A 19,719-nucleotide genomic window follows, 5' to 3' on the forward strand; every position below is an offset into this window, starting at 1 on the left:
CAGCTGCCGGTACAGTTCCACGCTGTCCATCGCACACCTCCTTACCAAGCCATGCGCGAAAGCGTACTACCTACCCACAGGAAAGTCTGAAGAACCCAATTTGAATTGATTGAGCCCCACCTTGCGGGAGATTTCGGCGATGGTGGGCGGCGCACTGAGATCGTGCAACAGATAGTCCCTCGCTTCCAGCAGTCTGCGGCGCTCCCGCAGGCAGATATCGCCATGCCGGCAGTCTGCGTGAAAGGCTTGCAGATGCCAATAAAGAAATTCGAGCGAGGCGGAAGACAGCAAGAGCTTGGCATCTCGGGCCTGTTGGAAACAGTGGACCAACTGTCCCGCCGCCGCGTTCACACGCTGGCAGCCGCGGCGGCTACGGGTGAAAAAGCGGTCGACGGTGATGTCGTCCAGCAATGGACCGTCGCCGCCGGCCAATTCCATGAGCAACTCAAAATCAACCATCAGTTCGACATTGAGCAAACTGCAGCAATGCGCTATGCCAAACCGTTCGCCATTCGCAAACCCCACATTCAAGTCGCCCGGCGACATCGCGATGGTCTGGTCCCTCACCTTGGCCTCGAACCGCCCTTGCATCAAGCAATTGAAGTGAATGTAGTCGCTCTGGTGTTGATAGGAAACCGCCTTCACAGGTTCGGTCTGGCAACTTGACGACACGAGATTGACGATCAGGCCGCGTTGCAACTCGACACTCTCGGCCTTGATCTCGAGTAGATCAATTTCCGGCTCTCGACTCATAGTCCTGCCCTTCCATTCAAGATTGCTCCACATGCGACACGGATGACGACCATCGCCCCGCTAATCCAACTTGAGACGCGCGCCGCCGCGCTGGCAAAGCATAGTCAGAGAGCCGCCCTCAAGCATCTAGCGCCGGCGGCGCGTACCCAAGAGACGCCGCGCAACCCGCGCTAAAAGCAATAGCGACAAACGCAGCGATACCGTTCGCGCAAAAGGTTCCTTAAATCAATATAATTGCCAATGCTTCTCATTACAATGCATATTTGATCCACTCGTTCCGTATTGCCAGGTGCCCTCTCGCTTCCGGCGACGGAGTGTCGCTTCTTTCAGATCGAGAGATATCTGACCGCACCTAGCACCCGGATCTAGAGATTGGCGCAAACCTTGTCGATTTCGGTGCCTTGGAAGAAGCGGGGCTTGTCGAGGCCATCGGTGATGCCCGACGTGCTTGAATGCTCGCTCATGGCAGCGCGCCAGGCACCCAGCTGCTCATCGCGCTGCCCGGGCGCAGCGAAACCGCCGGCGCAGTGCCCGGGGCGTTCACCGCTTAGCCGCAGGATCATCCTTAGGGTCGATGTAGTTGATGTCGAGCGGGCCCGAACCGTGGATCTGGATGACGGTCGGCGTCTTGGAAAACGCGTAGTGGTGTGCCTTGCCCGGCAAATAGTGGAAGCCGCCCGTCTTCAGCGCATGTCCTTGAGCAACGTCCATCTTGTCGCCTGCGCCAAGATAGAGCGTCCCCGAGATAACAGTCAGGTACTCGGATTGGGTGTGCCAGTGCGGCGGCACCTTGTAACCCGCCGGCGTCTTGAGCCGAATCACGAACGGGCCTTCCTTGCCGGGGTCGCCATAGAGCACCGCGAGCTTGGCACCCTTGGGCAGCGATTCGGGTGCATCGCCCCATTTCATCACGGATGGATTGACCATCTCCATCCCGGCCATGGCAGGCTCTTCGGCGCATGCCGGCATGGCGGTGCCCAACGAAAGCAGCAGGCCCGCCGCCAGTGGCGCAAGCTGCAGGGAACACGTCTTCATGTGTCTTCTCCTTCTTGTCTCGGCGCCTGCCCGGGGGCGGCAGATAGCGGCCGCCACATCGCTTCCAAGGGTGCCTTGCAATCATCGTAGTCAAGCGCGCCGAGCTTACAAGCAAACCACGACATAGACCGGCAAATCCACCGACGCCGGGAGCCGGCTTCAGCCGATGTATTCCGATCGCTGAGGCGCCGCCAAATCCCTCGCGATCAATCCTTCACGGTGACGATGGTCACGCGACGATTCTCGGGCGCAGCGGGATTGTGCAGATTCAGCGGCTCGGTAGAGCCTTTGCCGACCGGCGTCAGACGATCGGTGGCAACGCCCCCCTCCAGGGTGAGGTACTCCACCACTGCCGCGGCACGGCTCTCGGAGAGCTTCAGGTTGGCATTTGCCGAGCCGCGTGGGTCCGCATGCCCTTCGATTCGAAACTTGTATGGCGAGAGCTTTACTGACTGCAACCCGCGAGCGACCTTGCCAAGCGCGGCCCGCGCACCTTCGGTCAGTTTCGACGAATTGCTGTTGAATGTGATCAGCAAATGCGTGGATGGATCTTTTGTCGGGCTACCGGCCTCCTGCGCCGCATAGACATCGCGGTGCATGATGCCGAGCGTCTCATTCCTGTCGGCTGCGTCTTGCGGGGTCAAGGCATTGGTGATCGCTTCCTCGCTGATATCCTGTTCCCGCATGATGTTATCGCCGGCGTGAGCGGCAGGCCAGGCGGCCACGATGCAGAGCGCCGCGATCGACATGCGTAGCAAGTGGTGCACACCGAAAGTGACATGGGTGATCTTTGCCATGTTGGATCTCCAGGTATTTGGGCGTTTCCACGCCAGTGCGACGCGCCATCACGATCGGCGCCAATCATTATCGGTTTCCAATAGGATGCTCCAGGTCCGTCAAGGACTCCTATTCCAGGCATTGAACGAGAGCCGAAATCTGGCGAAGCCTTGCGCCTGGCTTCATTTCCGGAGCCTGAAGGATGGGAGGCGTCGGCGCGCCTGGCCTCGCGTCGAGGAACCGCGCAAGGTCCTGAGCGCGAACCGCGACGCTGAGTTCAGGGTTGTTCGTGTATTGGCCCACGATCATGCCAAGCAGTGCCCCCTGTGCGTCGACAACCGGGCCTCCGCTGTTGCCTTCATGCAAGGCGGCGCGCAGTACCAGAAGACGATGGCCCTTGGGCTGAGCGGTGCCGCGCACGTATCCACGCGTCATGACAGGCACAAGAGGCGACGACGGCGTGAGACCAAAGCCAATCGTATAGACCGACATGCCCTGATGGACGGATATGGCGAGAGGTCGTGCAGCCGTCTTCACGGCGCGGTTCGTTGCGAGTAGCGCCACGTCAAGTTGGTCGTCGATTGCCACCAGCGATGCAGGTACGCTCGTCATGTCGCGTGGCCAGACGTTGATCCGCTGGCAACCGCGAACGACGTGCGCGCTGGTGAGCATTTCGCCTGACTGGGTCACAAAGAACGCCGTGCCACTGCGAAGCATCCCTTCGTGGCTTTTGTCCTTTCCGGCGGCGCGGCTTGCATGCGTTCGGGCGCCCGCAGCTTTCATGTCGCCGCCGAGATGCCCGATATCGAAGACCTCGGTACGCTCCGCTCCCCAGCACGCAGGCCAGATGCCGATCGACCCCATTGCCAATAGCAGGCACAACAGTGAGGAGCGTTCGCGTCGGTACATGGACAGATTCGGGAAATCACTATTAGCTGGCAAGCTCCCACTCACCGCTTGCGTTACGACATGCCCGTGAAGTCTGCTCGTACGTCTTTCCTTCCTTCACATAGGTCTCGGTGAATTTCCGGCACGTCTGGGCAGTTGGTGATTTCGTATACCCGCTGAGCGGTTTGATGGTGCCGGAGTTCCCCGTCTTTGCGTTATGCCAGGTCCTTGGCTGGTTGTTCTCGGCAGTCTGCAAGGCATGTCTTAGCGCGGCCTGGCGCGCTTCGCGGTCGCGTTCATCCATCTCCCTGCCGATGATGCCGCCAAGCAGCGCACCGGCCATGCCGCCCGCGACAATGGCGCCCGCATTGCCATGGCTGAAGAGGCCACCGAGCGCAGCGCCGGCCCCAGCGCCAATCAGTGCGCCCGACGTGGTCTTGTTCATGCCTGTCGAATCGCCCTGCGCACACCCCACAAGAATCGCGCTGGTCGCCGCGGCGCAACCAATTGCTAAAGTCCATTTGTTCATTGCATTCTTCCTTCGACAATCAAGCGAGATCGCTCCCAATGACTACATTGCCCAGACACCGGCGCGAGCGCGTCTTGCCTCCTGCTCGGCAGTGGCATATCGCGCCGGCGCACCGTCCCTTGTGCGAGCCCAGCCGTTTCTAAGGGCGTGCTCGCCAATGTCTTCTCCATCCGCGAAGCACTGGAAAGCCTTGTCTTTTGCAAAACACTGAAGCTGGTTGCCCTTGCCCTTGAGGTAACGCTGCATAGCCTGGGCTGGCTTTCCGTCTTCACCGTGTATGGAGGAAAGGTTGACAATCTTTCCCGAGACGATCAGGGCTCCCGAATCGAGCACTTGGGCGACATTTCCCTCAAGGTCTGGCCTGGCTTGCCGCGATGCCGGATTGCTACCGTTCGGTCCTGCCGGGGGGGACGACGGATTCGCTGGGGCCGGAGGCGTTGGAATCAGAGCGATCGGTGGCAGGTTGATCGGCTGCTCCTGCACGGGTGGCTCGGGCACGGTAATCTGCTGCGGCACATTTGCAGTCGACGAGGGCGTTGCGGGCGAGGGTTGCGGATGCCGCGTGAGTGCCATCAAGAGTATGCCCGCACCAATGACCAGGCCGGCGGCAGCCGCGCCGAGGCCGATAACGCGTGACCGTGGGCGCGCTAGCACCGGATCCGGCTTGATGTTCGTGTTGTAGGTTGGAGGATGCGCAACTGGTCGGGATTGCGATTCGTTTGCAGCCGGCGCAGATGCTGGGGGTGCCGCAGTGCTGGCAGTGCTCGCAGTGCTCGCAGTGCTTTTAGCGGAATCCACATGGCTGCGCAGTCGGGCGCCTCTGTTCACGCTCGGGTTCGCCATCGTGTTCACGCTCGGGTTCGCGCTTGTGTTCAAGCCAGTGTTCGAGCCTGTGTTCACGCTTGCGACACGGGTCGCCTGAAGATCGAGCCCGTTGTACGTCTGAAGCACACCTTCGCGCACGATATCGGGCGCGTCCGCAAGCAGCGGCGAAGCCCCCAATGCGCGGCCAAAGTCCTCTACCGTGTAGAACCGCTCCTCAGGCACCTTGGCAAGCGCCCGCATCAGTGCGTTTTCGACGCCGGGATCGAGGTCCGGACACAATGCGGCCAGAGGGGGCGGTACCGTCTCCACCTGCGCGCGGATCAGCTCATAGTCGCTGGTTGCGTTGAAAGGCAGTCGCCCGGATATCAGCTCGTACAGAACCGTCGCAAGGCTATACAGGTCACTGCGGCCGTCGCCCTCGTGGCCGCGCAATTGCTCCGGCGAGGCGTAAGCCAGTGTGCCGACGACATCGCCTTGTTGCGTGAGGCGTTGCGAACCCTGAATGCGCGCAATGCCGAAATCCATGATTTTCAGCGTGCCGCTTTCCGTGAGCATCAGGTTAGACGGCTTGATATCCCGGTGAATCACGCCCATCTTGTGCGCGTAGCGCAAACCCATGACGGCCTGAATGATGACCGCGAGGCTATCCCGCACGGGAAACTTGCCAATGCGCTGCAGGATTGTCTCAAGCGTGTGGCCGTAAACAAGCTCCATCACCATGCACGTGGTGTCGCCATCCCTGAACAGCGCATACAGCGTCGTGATGTTCGGATGATTCAGCTTGGCAAGGCTGGTCGCCTCCGAGCGAAAGCGGTCCAGAAAGCCCTTGTCGAGGCTAAGTTCAGGCCGCAGGGTCTTGATGGCCACATCACGCTCGAGCTCGGTATCGAAGGCGCCATAGACTTCGCCGATCCCGCCACGCCCTAGCAGGGTGCGGATTTCGTAGTGGCCTATCTGCCTGACTGACATGGCGAATCCATCAACCCGTTACGTTCGGGGGGACGTTGGTCTCGCGCGTTGAGCGAACTGACGCGCCACGCCTCGTCGGTTGCCGCTGCAAACTGCAGATGGCGACCGACGCGTTATCCAGCCCTCCTGCCATGCGGGCGAGCTCAATCAGTTTTTGACAGGCGTCGACCGGCTCAAACTGCATGATCACCGACGCAATCGTCGCGTCATCGATCTGGTCGCTGATGCCGTCAGTGCATAGCATCAGGACATCGTCATGTTCGAGGGGAAACCCATCCGGTGAAACGGCCGGTTCATATTCCGGCGCTCCGAGTGCCCGCAGGAGTACATTCTTGTCGGGGTGTCTGTTTGCCTCTTCTGCTGTGAGCAGACCCTCGCGGAACATCTCGCCGACCAGGGAGTCGTCTTCCGTCAATTGCCGAAACTCGCGTTGGCGCAGCAGGTAGATCCGGCTATCGCCGATGTGGGCGATATAGGCCAGGTCGTTGACAATGGCAACCGCGCTACAGGTGGTTCCCATGCCATCGCAGCTCGGGTCGGCGGCGACATGCTCCCCAATAGCCTGATTGGCAACGACAAATGCCTTCTTCAGCGCCTCCGTGGGCAGGCCCGGATCGCGGTAATACTCGTGAAGCACCGTGCGCAGCGCAATCCGGCTCGCCACTTCGCCTGCCGCATGTCCTCCCATTCCATCCGCCACCACGGCCAGCGCGCCGGCATGCGCAAACGGATCGTCCTCGCGGGGAATCATGCAGCCAACCGCGTCCTCGTTCTGGCTGCGCACGCAACCTACGTCGCTTAGCATCGCACACCTGACCATGAGGCGGGATTGATCTGCTTTACGAGCCTGGTCGGCGCACATGGCAAGCTTCCCCGTTGGACTCAGTTAAGGAGCAAATCAAGTCCGTACTTGATCGGGACCGCGAAAGTCACCCGTTCGTCGCCCATCGAGCGGGAATAGGTAAACAGCCCGATCACCTTGCCGTCGCCGTCGAACACGGGGCCGCCGCTATTGCCATGGCCTGTCGCGGTCACGGTAAGCTGGTAGACATCACCCAGGTCATCGTAAGTCTGGACATTCTTTTCAGACTTGACCGTGTCGCCGACCTTCGCGATGATGCCTTCCGTGACCGTAGGCTGAGGAATCAGTTCGACGAAATTGGTAATATTGCCGCCTTCGCTCGATTGAACGAGCGCGTGCTTTTCCTCGGATATGCCTGGATATCCGAGCACTGTCACCCGCTCGCCCACGCGCGGTCGTGTACCCACCGATGCAAGGTTGATCGTGGGTAGTTTGCGCGTAGCGTCAATCTTGATTTCCGCCACGTCCGCTTCGGCCGACGCCTTGACAAGACGCGCCTCGATGCTGTCCCGCGTATTGGGGAAGCGTACCGACAAGCTTTCGTTGCGGCCCTCGAGGAGGGCCAGGGACATGGTACCGAGCGCCATGCCTCCTGGTGCCGCGAAGTTCGGCCTGATCAACCTCACCGCGTGGTCGAAATCCCAGCCTTTAAGCTGTCGATAGGCCTTTGGGTTGATTCGCGCCATGGTGATTTCACCCTGGCCGCCCGTCGAGATACGAATCAGTATGCCGCCATTCGAGTCGAAGTCCATCCAGCCCGGCACCTTCCATCCTTGCGCGACGTGCTTGTTCGTCAGAATGAAGCCCTGGTCCTTGACCACAAAGCCACTGCCACGTCCCCCTACCTCGATCGGAATGCCGCGATGATCGTCGTCGTCGGTCGTCAGCCAGCGCTGGACCGGATTGTTGTCGATCTGGAGATAGCAGGGAAGTCGCAGGTTCTCGACGATGCAAATACGCTGATAAATGGGGCGGCCCGTATTCTTGTCAACGATGTGCCAGCGGGCCTCCACGACCACCGTTGCCTCGCCGAATTCTGCGACGATCGCCTCAGGACTCCTGCCAAACAGAATGCCGAAATGCGCAAATGCGCCGACGACGATGGCTGCAAGCACGGCTGCGGCGCCCGCGCCGATGATCAGCCTGCGCCCGGTGGAGCGCCTTTCCTGATTCATCATCCGCAGCACGGTCTCTTTGCCCACGCGATCATCCGTGGCCGGAGTCGGCCCCGCGCGGACTGTGTCCGCCGGCGGCTGGCCGCCCCGGGTTTCCTGCATTGCCCCCGTGTGCGCGCTGGCCCGCCCTGTCGCGGGAACGGCGGAGGCAGGCACAGCCGTGGGAGGGCCCACGCGCGTTTCAGCTAACGCTTTCGCGCTCAAGCGTGTCGGTGCGGGAGCAGGAACGGGCCGAGGTTCCAGATCGAACGCCAGACGCGGTCCGCCTTCGCCCAGTTCGATGGTGTCACCCGGCTCCAGTAGCGTCTCATCATCGACCCTGCGGCCGTTAAGGAATGTGCCGTTGCTGCTGCCCAGGTCGACCAGCATGTAGCGGGCCGGATCGTCTTTCTTGATTTGAATGGCAGCATGCTGACGGCTCACCAGATCGTCGCGTTGCGGATCAAAGACGACGGTGGCGGTCGGATCGCGACCCAGAATCAGTTTATCGAACCGGTCTACCTCGAATTGCTCGATTTGATGGGCCTTCGAGCCGGATAGATGCGTGATGATGATGCGTCTCATCCCGGTCTCCCTTATGGTTGCCGGGTGGCTTTTTTAAAGCCATCGATATCGCAGGGCTTGTCGCGGCCGATGCTGACCCTTGTCTTTCTTGTCTTACGCGCAAGCGTGGGAACGATCCTCTGTTCAGCAGCCGAAACGCTGTCGCGGGATTGCGCCCGTGCCGGCATGACGTGAAGCGACAAAGCCTCGCCCCGTCCCATCGCAATGGAACGCAGGCGTAACACGGACAAATGCGAGGACCGCCAACGCATTGCGCGCCCCTGAACAGTGCCGGCAGGCGTCTCGTCTGAGAGCACTGTTGGCAGCCTTCCCCCCGGGCACTCGAAATGCGCTTTTTGGCGCTAGATGTGACGCTAAAGTGGTTCTTCTCGAATGAGTATAGGTAATGCGGAATAGGTTCGCAAAAGTGCGAACCACCCTGGAAAATTACTGCTCGCGAGGTGTAATGGAAGTCTCTTGGCCGTGCTCGGCTATCTTCAGTACGGACATTTGCCCGACCTGCTAACGTCCTCGAACCGTGCTCGACGAACACGCAGGTGAGCTCGTCGCCAATGTATAGCACCGCCGCTCCTGCATTTTTTACGGCCGCAGGAGAAACACTGCCGGACTCACGATATCGACGCCATGGAAAGGATGCAGGACCAGCAAATCCGCATCCCCCGTTACGATGACTTCGGCCTCGCCGTTGAGCGCTACGTGGAGGAACTTGTCATCCTTGGGGTCGCGGCATGCCGCGACCCGATGGCTGATCTGGACAATTCGCGCAACCCCTCCCAGCAACCGCAGGAAATGCTGGCGATCCGCGATAGAGACATAGCGGTCGAACTTGGGCCTGGCCAGGACTTCAACCAACTCGCCCAGCGTCTCCTCGGACAACAACAAAACGCCTGATGCCAGCGCATGGTCCACCGCCTTTGCCGCCACGCCAGTGGGAGCGAGCAATCGCCTGATCAGCGCGTTGGTATCCAGTACCAATCGGCGATCACTTATCACTGGCCAGCAGCTCCGCCAGTTTCTCCTCCGTCATGCCTGCCGCGGCAGCCGAGGCCCCGACCACATCGCAAAACCTTTGGAACTCTGCCACATTCAGCTGCGTCAAGCGCTGATATTCCTGCATGGACATGACTACGGCAACGTCTCGCTTCTGTCGCTGAATCACGATCGGCTCGCGAGCTGCCGCTTCGATCACACTAGCAAGGGCCTGCTTGGCTTCGCTCGCTGTTACGGTTCGCATGGACACCTCCAATTTGTACGTTTTGTACAAATTGTACTCTCAACTACCATCGCTACCATCAAAATCAACAGGTATGAAAAAAGCCCGCGGACTCGCGGGCTTAGCCTTTCAGCCCTGAGGGCGCCCTGAACACTTGAAAATGCCTTAAAAGTTACTCACAAGCGCTTCGGGCATTTAAGCGTGGCTCGCCGGCCGCTTCCGCCCGGCAAAATCATGTGTCGGAGCCGTTCGCTTCGAGCGACGGCTCTTTGCTGCGACAGGCGCCGACGATTCGAATTGGTCGACCTTGAAGCACCGCCCCGCCGCCCATTCGGCCTGAAGCGCGTCGCGTATCTGGTGCAGTTCCGCGCACTGCCCGTCCAGCTTCGCGCGAAGTTCGTCGATCTCGCGCAAGCGTTGGTCGATTCGCTCCAGCAGCCCCTCCTTGGAGAAGCCTTTCATTGCCTCGACCGCGGCGCGCATCTCCTCAAGCGAGAAACCGAGCCGCCGCGCCAGTTGAATCTGCCTCAGCCGTTCCGCTGCGGCGTCGTCGTAGTTACGGTAGCCATTCGGGCCACGGCCTGCCTTGGGAAACAGCCCGCTCTGTTCGTAAAAACGGATCGCGGACGTCGTCATGCCGGTGCGCGCCGCGAGTTCGCCGATCTTCATCGTGCTTGACCTTAAAGTGAGCTTGAAGCTTAGTATAGGCGCATCGTACCCGCCGAACAGGTTATCCGATGACAACTACGCTTTTCACTCCGCTGACGCTGCCCAACGGCAGCGCCCTGCCCAACCGCATCGCGAAAGCCGCGATGGAGGAAAACCTCGCCGACGCAGGTCAATTGCCCGGCGCGGCACTGTGGCGTCTCTATGCCGCCTGGGGTGCCGGCGGTGCGGGACTGCTGATCACCGGCAACGTGATGATCGACGGAAGAGCGCTGACCGGTCCCGGCGGCGTCGTGCTGGAGCGGAACACGCCACTCGAACCGTTCAAGCGGTGGGCGGCCGCCGCTCGCCAGCATGGCGCCCGGATATGGATGCAGATCAATCATCCGGGCCGCCAGGTTCTTGCAGCGCTGGGTCACCAGGCGTGGGCACCGTCCGCCGTTGCGCTCGACCTCGGCCGGCACAGCAAATTGTTCGCCGAACCGCGCGCGATGACGACGGCCGAGATTCACGAGGTCATCGAGCGCTTCGCCGACACGGCCGCGGCGGCCGAAACGGCCGGATTCGACGGGGTGCAGATCCACGCGGCACACGGCTACCTGATTTCGCAGTTCCTGTCGCCGCCGACCAATCGGCGCAACGACGAATGGGGCGGCTCGCTGGAAAACCGGGCCAGACTTCTGCTGTCTGTCGTGCGTGCGGTACGTGCGCGAGTTCGGTCCGGATTCTGCGTCGCGGTCAAACTCAATTCCGCCGACTTCCAGCGGGGCGGATTCTCCGAGGACGAAGCCCGGCAAATCGTGCTGTGGCTCAACGACCAGGCCGTTGACCTCGTCGAGCTGTCCGGCGGAAGCTACGAGAGCCCGGCGATGCAAGGCCGCACCGCGGACGGCCGCACGCTGGCCCGCGAAGCGTATTTCCTGACGTTCGCCCGCGACGTTGCCGCCATCGCGGCGATGCCGGTGATGACGACGGGCGGCATTCGCCGGCAGTCGATCGCGGAAGCGGTACTGCACGAAGGTGTCGACGTCGCCGGGATGGCGAGCGCGCTGGCGTCCGTACCGGACCTACCGAATCGCTGGCGCGACGGTCAGGCTGTAGACGCATCGATCGTCCAGGTCCGATGGCAGGACAAGGCAGCTGCCGGACTCGCGACGATGGCGCTCGTCAAGCGTCGCTTGCGCGCAATCGCCGCAGGCGGGCACCCGCGGCGCTGTTACTCGCCGGTCTACAGTCTCGTGATCGACCAGATCCGGACGCGCAAATTGACGCGGCGTTACCGTGAGTGGAACGACACACGTATCTGAGCATCGCATTGGCGGCGAAACTCAAACTCGCTCAACCAATGCGATATAGCGTTACGCTGCAGATGAATTCCTCGTCGCTGCAGCAATGCCTCGCCCCGAGAATAGCTCGACTCGATCCCTTGACAGACCTCACTATGTCAGATGGGGGCGGCGGTTGATGATCCCGCCTGCATTCCCAACGGACCCATGCCGCGGGGGGATTGGGCCTTGCATGGAGTGCGCGATCTACCATAGCCCGCTGCCCCTTATCCGCACCTTGCTCGAGATTGGGGCGGATCCGCGGCCGGTGGATCACGCGGGTTTTCCGCCGCTGATTGCGGCGCTTTCATGTAGTCTCGCCCGGCCAGGCGCACCCGCACGAACGGATGTGATCGAGGTGCTCAGGCTGCCGCTGGCCTTTGGCGCCGATCCTACGCAGCGTGGCATCAACGACTATAGCGCGCTGCACATGGCTGTGAGCGTGCGCAATTTTCCTGCGGTAAAGATGCTGCTGGCGGCTGGTGCGGATGCAACTAGCCGGACGCGCATCGACGACTGCGAAACCCCACGCGAGATGGCCGAGGCAATGGGATTGTCCGAGATTTCACAGTTGCTGGCTGCCCATGAAGTGAGCGAACGGCTGTAGCGCAGATCAACCATCGACCCGCGCCGAGCAATGTCACCCTCGCCCACCATTCAAGTCATCAAATGGGATGCCACCTCAGCGGCGTCCTGCTCGTTTTCGGCTCACCGCTGTCACCCGGCCAAGGTGGTTTGATTGGTACGTTCTCCGTAGTAGAACATTGGTAGGCGAGCTATATGGGTGAGGAAGGATCGGCAATCTTCGTTTCCGATGCAGATCTTGGAGCGTTCAGTCGCGGCGCCAAGCAATACTTCCTTCGCAGCGCCGTCAGCCCTATCAAGCGCGACCGCACGCGCGCGCTGGTCGGTGAGATCGTCATCGACGAGGAAATAGCGCTTGGAGAGCAGATGCGCAAGCATAAAATCGCTCAGCGCCTCCTGCACCGATATCGACAATCCAAACACTCTCTTTGGCATATTTGCCGGATTGACGCCTCCCCAGTCATATGTCCCACCCTCCCGGTTTCGACGTGGGTTGACGGTGAATTTCGATGACATGGTACCGACTGCCATCACGTGAATGCGGTCGGTCGATTGACCCAAGGCAGACTGCGCTTCGTGAACCGCCAGCATGCCAGGCGCATTGGCGTAAAGACCGCCGTCAACGTATTGATTGTTGTTGAACGTATATCGTGGGAAGTATGCGGGCGCCGCGCTTGTCGCCATGGCCACATCTACCAGCCGGCATTTATGATCTCGCTTGAAATCCGGGTGATGCGGGGTCTTGAAGATCTGCGGCCTGCCAGTCGAGTAATTGATTACCGGTATGATGACCGGATGCCTGCAGGCTCCGAGGACCTGGTCGCCAAATATCTTGCTGTCGCAAAGCAGCGACTGTAACGGCGCGGAAGAAAATGGTGCGCGCCATATTCCCGCCAGGGACCAGCGTCGCTTGAAAATCGTTCCCCCATGGTTGGCGAGAAGTTCGACAATGCGCTGCGCAGGGATTTCCATCGCGATGGCCAATGCCAAAATGCCACCGATCGATGTGCCCGTTACAAGATCGAACCGAGTGGCGATTGGCGCGCCAATCTCGTCTTCGAAGTCAGCCAGCAACTTGGCCGTATACAGGCCGCGAAAGCCTCCGCCTGACAGCGCCAAGATCTGAAACCGTTCTGAGCCTGCAGTTGTCATTCGGGACCTCCTCGCTGGGATTTCGATGACACGCCTCAATCACGTCACGGGACTGTGCAGCAAGAAGCATAATAGTCATTCATGGACGACAGCGGTAGACGACACTGGAATGGCTCAGGATCTCTACGTCGAGACAGGAGCGTCGACTGACGCTGGCTTTTTGAGCAAGCCTTGGCATTCCTTTGGAAGCGTAATAGAGATGAGGCTTCGTTAATATCTGATGTTACGTTAATTTAACGCTCGGTCACCGAGGAATTGCAAGTATATATTGTCAAGCATGCGCGTACCGCTCCCTGGAGGCGGATCGCCATGAGCCATACAAGACCAGCCGATCCTCCCTGGAGAAGGTCCATGAACGTGAGCGCAACAATCGATGAACAAGGCGCAACTATCCGCCTGGTGACCAAGACCTACGCACGGTTTCTCGTCCTCATATTTGCACTAGCTCCAGCCTGTCTGGTTGCCTACCTTTTCTTCTTTCAAGACCCTACGCTGAAGTTCGAAAACCACCTGTTTCACGAAGTCGCAATCGCTGCAGCAACACTCGAGGGCCTGTTCGTCACGTATGTGACATGGCGCTGTTACATGTCCTCGGGGGAATCCTTGTTGCGCTGGATGACCTTGGGCTTTCTCGGCTTTGTGCTGATCTACACTCTGCATGGGGCGTTCACCGGCTTGGCTCACCACAATATCTGGCTTTTCCTGCTCTATGGACCAGCTTCACGTCTCGTCATGTCCATACTGTTATTTATCGGCCTGATTTCATTCGGACGATCGCCAGATGCCGTCGAGAAACGCTCGAACTTAAAGTACTGGTGCAAGTGGATTGGTGCGTTTCTTTTGATTGACATAGCGGTCGCCTACTTGGCAAATACAGCCATTGCGGGCAGCCTGTGGGTGCGACTGTCGATGGAAGGGGGCGCGCTAGTCTGTTCCGTCTTGAACGTCGTGGTCCTGCTGATTCGCCGAATCCGCTCGCCACTCATGCTGATTTTTGGCATTTCGATTACTGCGTTCGCGCTATCTTCGCTCGCATTTATCCTCGGTCGCCCCTGGAATCACATGTGGTGGCTTGCCCACGCGATCTTTGCCGGCGGCTTCTTCTTTCTGAGCTATGGGATCATCCAGGCGTTTCACACAACGCGCTCGTTCGCGACGATCTACAGTCAGGAGGAAATGATGGCTCGCCTGGCGGTTGCCATGGCACGAACAGAAGGCGCGCTTCAAGAACTGCAAAGAACGAATCAAAAGTTGGAGTATCTGGCCGCCACTGATCCGCTCACTGGCGCAGTGAACCGACGCCAATTCATCAAGCTTGTCGAAACTGAGATTGCGCGCGCAAAGCGGGACGGGGCGCCGTTCTCCGTCCTTGCGCTCGATCTGGACCATTTCAAATCAATCAATGACCACTACGGGCATCAAGTTGGCGATGAGGTACTACAAGGGTTCGTGCACAAATGCCTCGAAGCGATTCGCCCCTATGACGGCGTAGCGCGAGTTGGGGGAGAGGAATTCATGGTCTTGCTTCCCAAGGCCCCGCTTGATGTAGGCCTTTCAATTGGCGAGCGAATTCGGTCAGCCATAGAGAACGCTGTCTTTGACAGCGAGATTGGGCGTAGTGTTGGCATCACGGTCAGCATTGGGGTGTCCCAATTTGGGCGCGACGGCAACACGATCGACGCGATCTTTCGCGCGGCCGACGAGCGGCTTTACCGTGCGAAAGACGAGGGTCGCAACTGCGTGATTGCCCTATAGAAATTGTTTGAAAGCCGCGGTTGGCGAGGAAATTCTATTGACTGCCGAGCCTTGTAGCTTTTGCCGCTCGTCGCGGTGAGTTGCGCTGGCTGCATGCCGAACTCGGCGCCACCATGCCCTTACCGGCAGGCCAAGCAGGTCATGGACCTCTTGCTGCCAACGTCCGGACGCGACAGTCACGTGACCATCCGCAATCACACAATGGCCGTCGGCAAATCCCCAGCGCTAAACGGGAAATCGTGCTGCGCTCCGCTCACGATCTCTCGCTACAACTCGGATAGGTAATCAGTGTGCCTCGGATGCGCTGAACCGTCGCCTGTAGTAACCCGGACTGGTTCCAAGCCGAGTCCTGAAATGATTGCGCAAGGTGGCTGCAGCACCAAAACCGACTTGCACCGCGATTTCATCCACGGATAAGCCGGTCTCTTCGAGCAATGCCCTGGCCCGGCCCAGGCGCTCGGAAAGCAGCCACTCCCCTGGCGGCATCCCCATCGTACTGACAAAGTGCCGCTGAAAGGTTCGGGCACTCATCGCCGTTTGCTTTGCCATTCTGACAATCGACCAGCCCTCGTCCAATGTTGCGCGCACCGCGTCCACCAAGGGTGCCAGCGAAGAGCCGCTACGCTTTGAGACCGGCTCGTCGATATATTGGGCCTGCCCGCCTTCGCGGTGGGGTGGCATGACTAGTCGGCGTGCGACCTGGTTGGCTGCGCGCGGGCCAAGGTCCCGGCGAATCAGGTGGAGGCACAAGTCGATTCCCGCCGCACTGCCGGCAGACGTGAGGACATCGCCGGCATCGACGTAGAGCACGTCCGCTTCCACGTGGACTTCCGGATATCGCGCCGCGAGTGCTGCGGCATGACGCCAGTGCGTAGTCGCACGCTTTCCGTCGAGCAACCCTGCTGCCGCCAAGACAAAGGCGCCCGTGCAGATTGACATGACGCGCGCCCCGCGTTTGTTCGCCTTCCTCAACGCGCGGCAAAGTTCCGGCGGGACGTCCGCTTCGATACCGCGCCACCCCGGGATGATGATGGTCTTCGCTTTGGCCAGGAGTTCGAGGCCACCGTCAGCCTGTACCTGGATGCCACCCGAACCGCGCAACCTTCCCGACTCGGCGGAACAGGTCGTGAAGCGATACCAGCTGTCGCCCATTTCAGGTCTTGGCAGACCGAACACTTCAACGGCGCAGCCATATTCAAAGAGGCTCAGGCCATCATACACGACGACAGCAACCAGTCCGGCGTTGACAGATGATTGTGATTTGGTCTTTGGCACGATATGGACGGAAACTGGCATTGATGCCACTAGCGATTGATTTTGCCCCATCTGCACTACGTCTCGCAAGACTCTCCCCCATGTCTGTTGCGTGTGCTGCGATCCTAGTCGCCGCCACTCCCCTCAAGTTGGCACGATCTTTACGCAAATTGTCGTTCGTGCCACTGGTGAGTTTTATTTGCACTGCTTATCCTGTGGTCGGTGGTTCGCGGTACGGCAAGCGACGCGCGTCCGCCAGCAATTTCAACCCGCAGAGAGAGTGAAAGTGAAAGACAAACTATTCATGCTTCGCCCCGGCTTTTTTTCAGGCTCGGAAGGTCCGTTCTATTGTGGAGACTCCGTTGCCGTTGAAGGCCTGCTCGGTTTCTTCCCGCAGTTGCGCAATGAAGTTGATGTCGAATACATCGATGCGCCCCGCCCTCGCATGGCAATTGTCGAACTGATCGGCGAGGCGAACCAGTCCGCCCCAGTCCTGGTGCTCGGCCCCGGGCGCGCGCCGGTCGATGACGGTGTGGAGATTCACGTACACGGTCAGACGCGCTTTATCGATTCGCCCGACCATATCCGTCGATACCTGTCGTCGCAGTACGGTGTGGCGCGTCCGGCCTCCTGACTACAGCCCAACCCGACTCATGCGTGAAGAGGCCTTCCATGCAGCCCCGGCGCGCCATCGCAACCATTGCGATCGGCGGCATCGTCTACCGCAACATTGCGGTACCCATGCGTGGCGGGCCTCGACTTCGACCCTGTTCGGTAATCGCTTCAGGCAATCGCCTGAAGTCTCTTGAATAAGCTACGGATTCTCCAATGTCTTCGCCCAAGCATGCCAAGGTCCTGATTCTCGGTTCCGGCCCTGCCGGATATACCGCCGCCGTCTATGCAGCGCGCGCCAACTTGTCGCCGGTGCTCGTCACTGGCCTGGCGCAAGGCGGCCAGCTGATGACCACGACCGATGTCGAAAACTGGCCGGCGGACGCAACGGGGGTGCAGGGCCCAGAGCTGATGCAGCGCTTTCTCGACCACGCGGAGCGCTTCAACACCGAGATCGTGTTCGACCACATCCACACGGCAAAGCTCGACGGGAAGCCGATCCGCCTGATCGGTGAATCCGGCGAGTACACCTGCGACGCGCTGATCATCGCGACCGGCGCATCCGCACAGTATCTCGGCCTGCCGTCCGAGGAAACCTTCATGGGCCGCGGCGTGTCCGCCTGCGCGACCTGCGATGGCTTCTTCTACCAGCAGCAGGATGTGGCCGTGGTTGGCGGCGGCAATACGGCAGTCGAGGAAGCGCTGTATCTGGCTGGCATCGCGAAGAAGGTCACGGTGATCCATCGCCGCGACAAGTTCCGCGCCGAGCCGATCCTGGTCGATCGCCTGCTCGAAAAGGAGAGGCAAGGCGCCATCGAGATCAAATGCAACCACGTGCTCGACGAAGTGAATGGCGATGGGGCCGGTGTGACCGGCCTTCGCATCAGGCATGCGCAAACCGGCGAGACCAGCGAACTCGCACTGCAAGGCGTCTTCATCGCCATCGGCCACAAGCCGAACACCGACCTCTTCAAGGGCCAGCTCGAGATGGTGAACGGCTACATCATCACCAACGGCGGCCTCTGCGGCAACGCCACGGGCACGAGTGTGCCGGGCGTGTTCGCGGCTGGCGACGTGCAGGACCACATCTATCGGCAGGCGATCACCAGCGCCGGCACGGGCTGCATGGCCGCGCTCGATGCGCAGCGATATCTGGAAAGTACGCCGGGGCCTGCATTTCTTCATGGCTCCATCCCAGTAGAAAATTCTTCCAATTAGAAGCGCGATCGTGGGAGTTTTTGGAAGCATTTTGCGGGAGTCTATCACTATGATTTCTCTCACAAACAGCGCGAAACCGGCTTTCCAATTCAGGACCAGACGACGCGCAATACCAGATCACGCCCCCACCATGAGAACAATATTCCGGCTCTTCAAGGCGCATCCCGCATCGGTAGGCGAGCGCTATCCGTGGCATATGTCGTCACCGTTTTCGTTTGGCGCGTCGCTGCTGTTCGCTTCGATGGCGTCGCGTCACCGATAAGCAATCCCCCCCTTCGACAACAACATGACAAGCTCACTAGTGTCTTCCCTGCTACGCCCGGTCCCCTATATGGGCGTGATCCACGTCGTTCACGAAGCCGTCAAGCTAGGCTTCCGGAACGGTCATCCCGACTGGTGCAACCTCGGCCAAGGGCAGCCTGAAGTCGGGCCCATGGCAGGCGCGCCGGAACGGCTGGCTTCGCTGCAGTTTGACGTCACCGATTGCGCCTACGGGCCGGTCGGCGGCATCGATGCCCTGCGTCAGGCGGTCGCGGACGATTACAACCGTCGCTATCGTCGCGGCAAGGCATCGCAGTACACGAGGGACAATGTCGCGATCGCGTCCGGTGGGCGGCTTGCGCTGTCGCGCCTGCTCGCCACCCTTGGAGAAATTCGTCTGGGCCATGTCGTGCCCGACTACACCGCCTACGAAGATCTGATCGCTTACCACCGCCACCGCTTCACGCCGGTCACGCTGCCGGTGGGGCCCGAAGACGGCTTTGCCATCCCGGCGCCGGCGCTCGAGGGATTGATCGCCAGGGAAGAACTGGATGCGCTGCTGTGGAGCAATCCCAACAACCCCACGGGCGCCGTGGTGCGTGGTGAAGCGCTGGCGCAGTATGTGGCGGCGGCGCGCGACACGGGCTGCTGGATGCTGCTCGACGAATTCTATTCGCACTTCGTGTTCGAAGATGGCCACGCCCCCGCGGACCAGCCGGTGTCTGCCGCCGAGTTCGTCGAGGACGTGGAGACGGACCCGGTCGTCATCGTCGACGGCCTGACGAAGAATCACCGTTACCCCGGCCTGCGCGTAGGCTGGGTGGTGGGGCCGACCGACGTGATCGACATGATCAGCCGTGCGGCAAGCGCCATCGACGGCGGCCCGCCGACGATCGTGCAACGGCTTGCCGTGCAAGCGCTGCAACACGACCGTGCGGATCAGGAAACGTCCGCATTGCGGGAAATATTCGCCAGGAAGCGCCGCATCATGCTCGACGCGCTGACCGAAATGGGTGTCGAAATCCCCTGCCCCGGCAACGGCACGTTCTATCTGTGGGGCCGAGTGCATCGGCTGCCCGCACCGCTGAACACCGCGGACACCTTCTTTACCGAGGGTCTCAAACGCAAGGTCATGACCGTGCCCGGCAGGTTCTTCGACGTCAACCCGGGCAAGCAGCGAGCGACCGAGTATATCGACGCAAGCTGGGTGCGCTTCTCCTTCGGCCCGCCCGAGTCCAATCTCCGCATGGGACTGGAGCGCCTGGGCGACATGGTCAACAGCGCCAGGCGAGGGTAATCCG

General features: G+C 60.4%; 20 protein-coding genes and 1 pseudogene. 8 read left to right on the plus strand and 13 right to left on the minus strand.

The window, feature by feature from the left end; all coding sequences use genetic code 11:
* Positions 1 to 66 precede the first annotated feature (66 nt).
* The 11 genes from ACYP5B_RS12810 to ACYP5B_RS12860 all read right to left on the minus strand — a co-directional run bounded on the left by ACYP5B_RS12810 (position 67) and on the right by ACYP5B_RS12860 (position 10,259).
* Positions 67 to 786 carry a hypothetical protein gene (locus tag ACYP5B_RS12810; protein ID WP_459569869.1) on the minus strand — a complete coding sequence of 240 codons (720 nt, stop codon included), beginning with the start codon at positions 784 to 786 and terminating at the stop codon, positions 67 to 69.
* Between the two features lie 507 nt (positions 787 to 1,293).
* A complete protein-coding gene (locus tag ACYP5B_RS12815) occupies positions 1,294 to 1,788 on the minus strand; it encodes a cupin domain-containing protein (protein ID WP_318237246.1) in 495 nt (164 codons plus the stop codon).
* Positions 1,789 to 1,994: 206 nt separating this feature from the next.
* Positions 1,995 to 2,585, minus strand: coding sequence for an OmpA family protein (locus ACYP5B_RS12820; protein ID WP_400097074.1), 591 nt, complete (start codon positions 2,583 to 2,585; stop codon positions 1,995 to 1,997).
* Positions 2,586 to 2,694: 109 nt separating this feature from the next.
* Positions 2,695 to 3,474 (minus strand): S1 family peptidase, encoded by a 780-nt coding sequence (locus ACYP5B_RS12825; RefSeq protein ID WP_400097072.1) that lies wholly within the window; start codon positions 3,472 to 3,474, stop codon positions 2,695 to 2,697.
* 22 nt (positions 3,475 to 3,496) lie between these two features.
* Complete coding sequence (locus ACYP5B_RS12830; RefSeq protein ID WP_459569870.1) at positions 3,497 to 3,982, minus strand: RT0821/Lpp0805 family surface protein; 486 nt, start codon at positions 3,980 to 3,982, stop codon at positions 3,497 to 3,499.
* Between the two features lie 42 nt (positions 3,983 to 4,024).
* Positions 4,025 to 5,776 carry a protein kinase domain-containing protein gene (locus tag ACYP5B_RS12835; RefSeq protein WP_459569871.1) on the minus strand — a complete coding sequence of 584 codons (1,752 nt, stop codon included), beginning with the start codon at positions 5,774 to 5,776 and terminating at the stop codon, positions 4,025 to 4,027.
* Positions 5,777 to 5,786: 10 nt separating this feature from the next.
* On the minus strand, positions 5,787 to 6,638 hold the full coding sequence (locus ACYP5B_RS12840) for a protein phosphatase 2C domain-containing protein (RefSeq protein WP_459569872.1): 852 nt from the start codon (positions 6,636 to 6,638) through the stop codon (positions 5,787 to 5,789).
* A 20-nt stretch (positions 6,639 to 6,658) separates the two neighbouring features.
* Entirely contained in the window at positions 6,659 to 8,377 is a 1,719-nt protein-coding gene (locus tag ACYP5B_RS12845; protein ID WP_459569874.1) for a trypsin-like peptidase domain-containing protein, read from the minus strand.
* 579 nt (positions 8,378 to 8,956) lie between these two features.
* Positions 8,957 to 9,370, minus strand: a complete 414-nt coding sequence (locus ACYP5B_RS12850; protein WP_459569875.1) for a putative toxin-antitoxin system toxin component, PIN family — start codon at positions 9,368 to 9,370, stop codon at positions 8,957 to 8,959.
* Positions 9,360 to 9,611: a type II toxin-antitoxin system Phd/YefM family antitoxin gene (locus ACYP5B_RS12855; protein WP_459569876.1), complete on the minus strand. Its 252-nt coding sequence runs from the start codon at positions 9,609 to 9,611 to the stop codon at positions 9,360 to 9,362. The genes ACYP5B_RS12850 and ACYP5B_RS12855 overlap by 11 nt, the downstream gene beginning before the upstream one ends.
* A gap of 174 nt (positions 9,612 to 9,785) precedes the next feature.
* The gene (locus tag ACYP5B_RS12860; RefSeq protein WP_459569877.1) at positions 9,786 to 10,259 is read right to left on the minus strand and encodes a MerR family transcriptional regulator; all 474 of its coding nucleotides are present in this window, start codon (positions 10,257 to 10,259) and stop codon (positions 9,786 to 9,788) included.
* 68 nt (positions 10,260 to 10,327) lie between these two features.
* Between ACYP5B_RS12860 and ACYP5B_RS12865 the strand changes: the two genes are divergently transcribed.
* Entirely contained in the window at positions 10,328 to 11,563 is a 1,236-nt protein-coding gene (locus ACYP5B_RS12865) for an NADH:flavin oxidoreductase/NADH oxidase family protein (RefSeq protein WP_459569878.1), read from the plus strand.
* Between the two features lie 367 nt (positions 11,564 to 11,930).
* On the plus strand, positions 11,931 to 12,188 hold the full coding sequence (locus tag ACYP5B_RS12870; protein ID WP_459569880.1) for a hypothetical protein: 258 nt from the start codon (positions 11,931 to 11,933) through the stop codon (positions 12,186 to 12,188).
* 110 nt (positions 12,189 to 12,298) lie between these two features.
* Here ACYP5B_RS12870 and ACYP5B_RS12875 read toward each other — a convergent pair whose 3' ends face one another.
* Positions 12,299 to 13,318, minus strand: a complete 1,020-nt coding sequence (locus tag ACYP5B_RS12875) for a CBASS cGAMP-activated phospholipase (RefSeq protein WP_400097055.1) — start codon at positions 13,316 to 13,318, stop codon at positions 12,299 to 12,301.
* A gap of 351 nt (positions 13,319 to 13,669) precedes the next feature.
* Between ACYP5B_RS12875 and ACYP5B_RS12880 the strand changes: the two genes are divergently transcribed.
* Positions 13,670 to 15,073 carry a GGDEF domain-containing protein gene (locus tag ACYP5B_RS12880; RefSeq protein WP_400097053.1) on the plus strand — a complete coding sequence of 468 codons (1,404 nt, stop codon included), beginning with the start codon at positions 13,670 to 13,672 and terminating at the stop codon, positions 15,071 to 15,073.
* Positions 15,074 to 15,138: 65 nt separating this feature from the next.
* A pseudogene (locus ACYP5B_RS12885) lies at positions 15,139 to 15,292 on the plus strand (ISKra4-like element ISBusp5 family transposase); the annotation flags it as partial.
* 66 nt (positions 15,293 to 15,358) lie between these two features.
* Here ACYP5B_RS12885 and ftrA read toward each other — a convergent pair.
* Positions 15,359 to 16,369 (minus strand): transcriptional regulator FtrA, encoded by a 1,011-nt coding sequence (ftrA, locus tag ACYP5B_RS12890; protein WP_459569881.1) that lies wholly within the window; start codon positions 16,367 to 16,369, stop codon positions 15,359 to 15,361.
* Positions 16,370 to 16,613: 244 nt separating this feature from the next.
* Here ftrA and ACYP5B_RS12895 point away from each other — a divergent pair, with 244 nt between their 5' ends.
* From ACYP5B_RS12895 to ACYP5B_RS12910, 4 genes are all read left to right on the plus strand, one after another.
* Complete coding sequence (locus ACYP5B_RS12895) at positions 16,614 to 16,961, plus strand: DUF3088 domain-containing protein (RefSeq protein WP_459569895.1); 348 nt, start codon at positions 16,614 to 16,616, stop codon at positions 16,959 to 16,961.
* A 194-nt stretch (positions 16,962 to 17,155) separates the two neighbouring features.
* Positions 17,156 to 18,157 (plus strand): thioredoxin-disulfide reductase, encoded by a 1,002-nt coding sequence (gene trxB / locus ACYP5B_RS12900; protein ID WP_459569882.1) that lies wholly within the window; start codon positions 17,156 to 17,158, stop codon positions 18,155 to 18,157.
* A 130-nt stretch (positions 18,158 to 18,287) separates the two neighbouring features.
* Positions 18,288 to 18,419 (plus strand): DUF6356 family protein, encoded by a 132-nt coding sequence (locus ACYP5B_RS12905; RefSeq protein WP_459569884.1) that lies wholly within the window; start codon positions 18,288 to 18,290, stop codon positions 18,417 to 18,419.
* A 171-nt stretch (positions 18,420 to 18,590) separates the two neighbouring features.
* Positions 18,591 to 19,715 carry a pyridoxal phosphate-dependent aminotransferase gene (locus tag ACYP5B_RS12910; RefSeq protein ID WP_459569886.1) on the plus strand — a complete coding sequence of 375 codons (1,125 nt, stop codon included), beginning with the start codon at positions 18,591 to 18,593 and terminating at the stop codon, positions 19,713 to 19,715.
* Positions 19,716 to 19,719 lie beyond the last annotated feature (4 nt).

The sequence above is a fragment of the Cupriavidus sp. 8B genome, assembly GCF_054589115.1.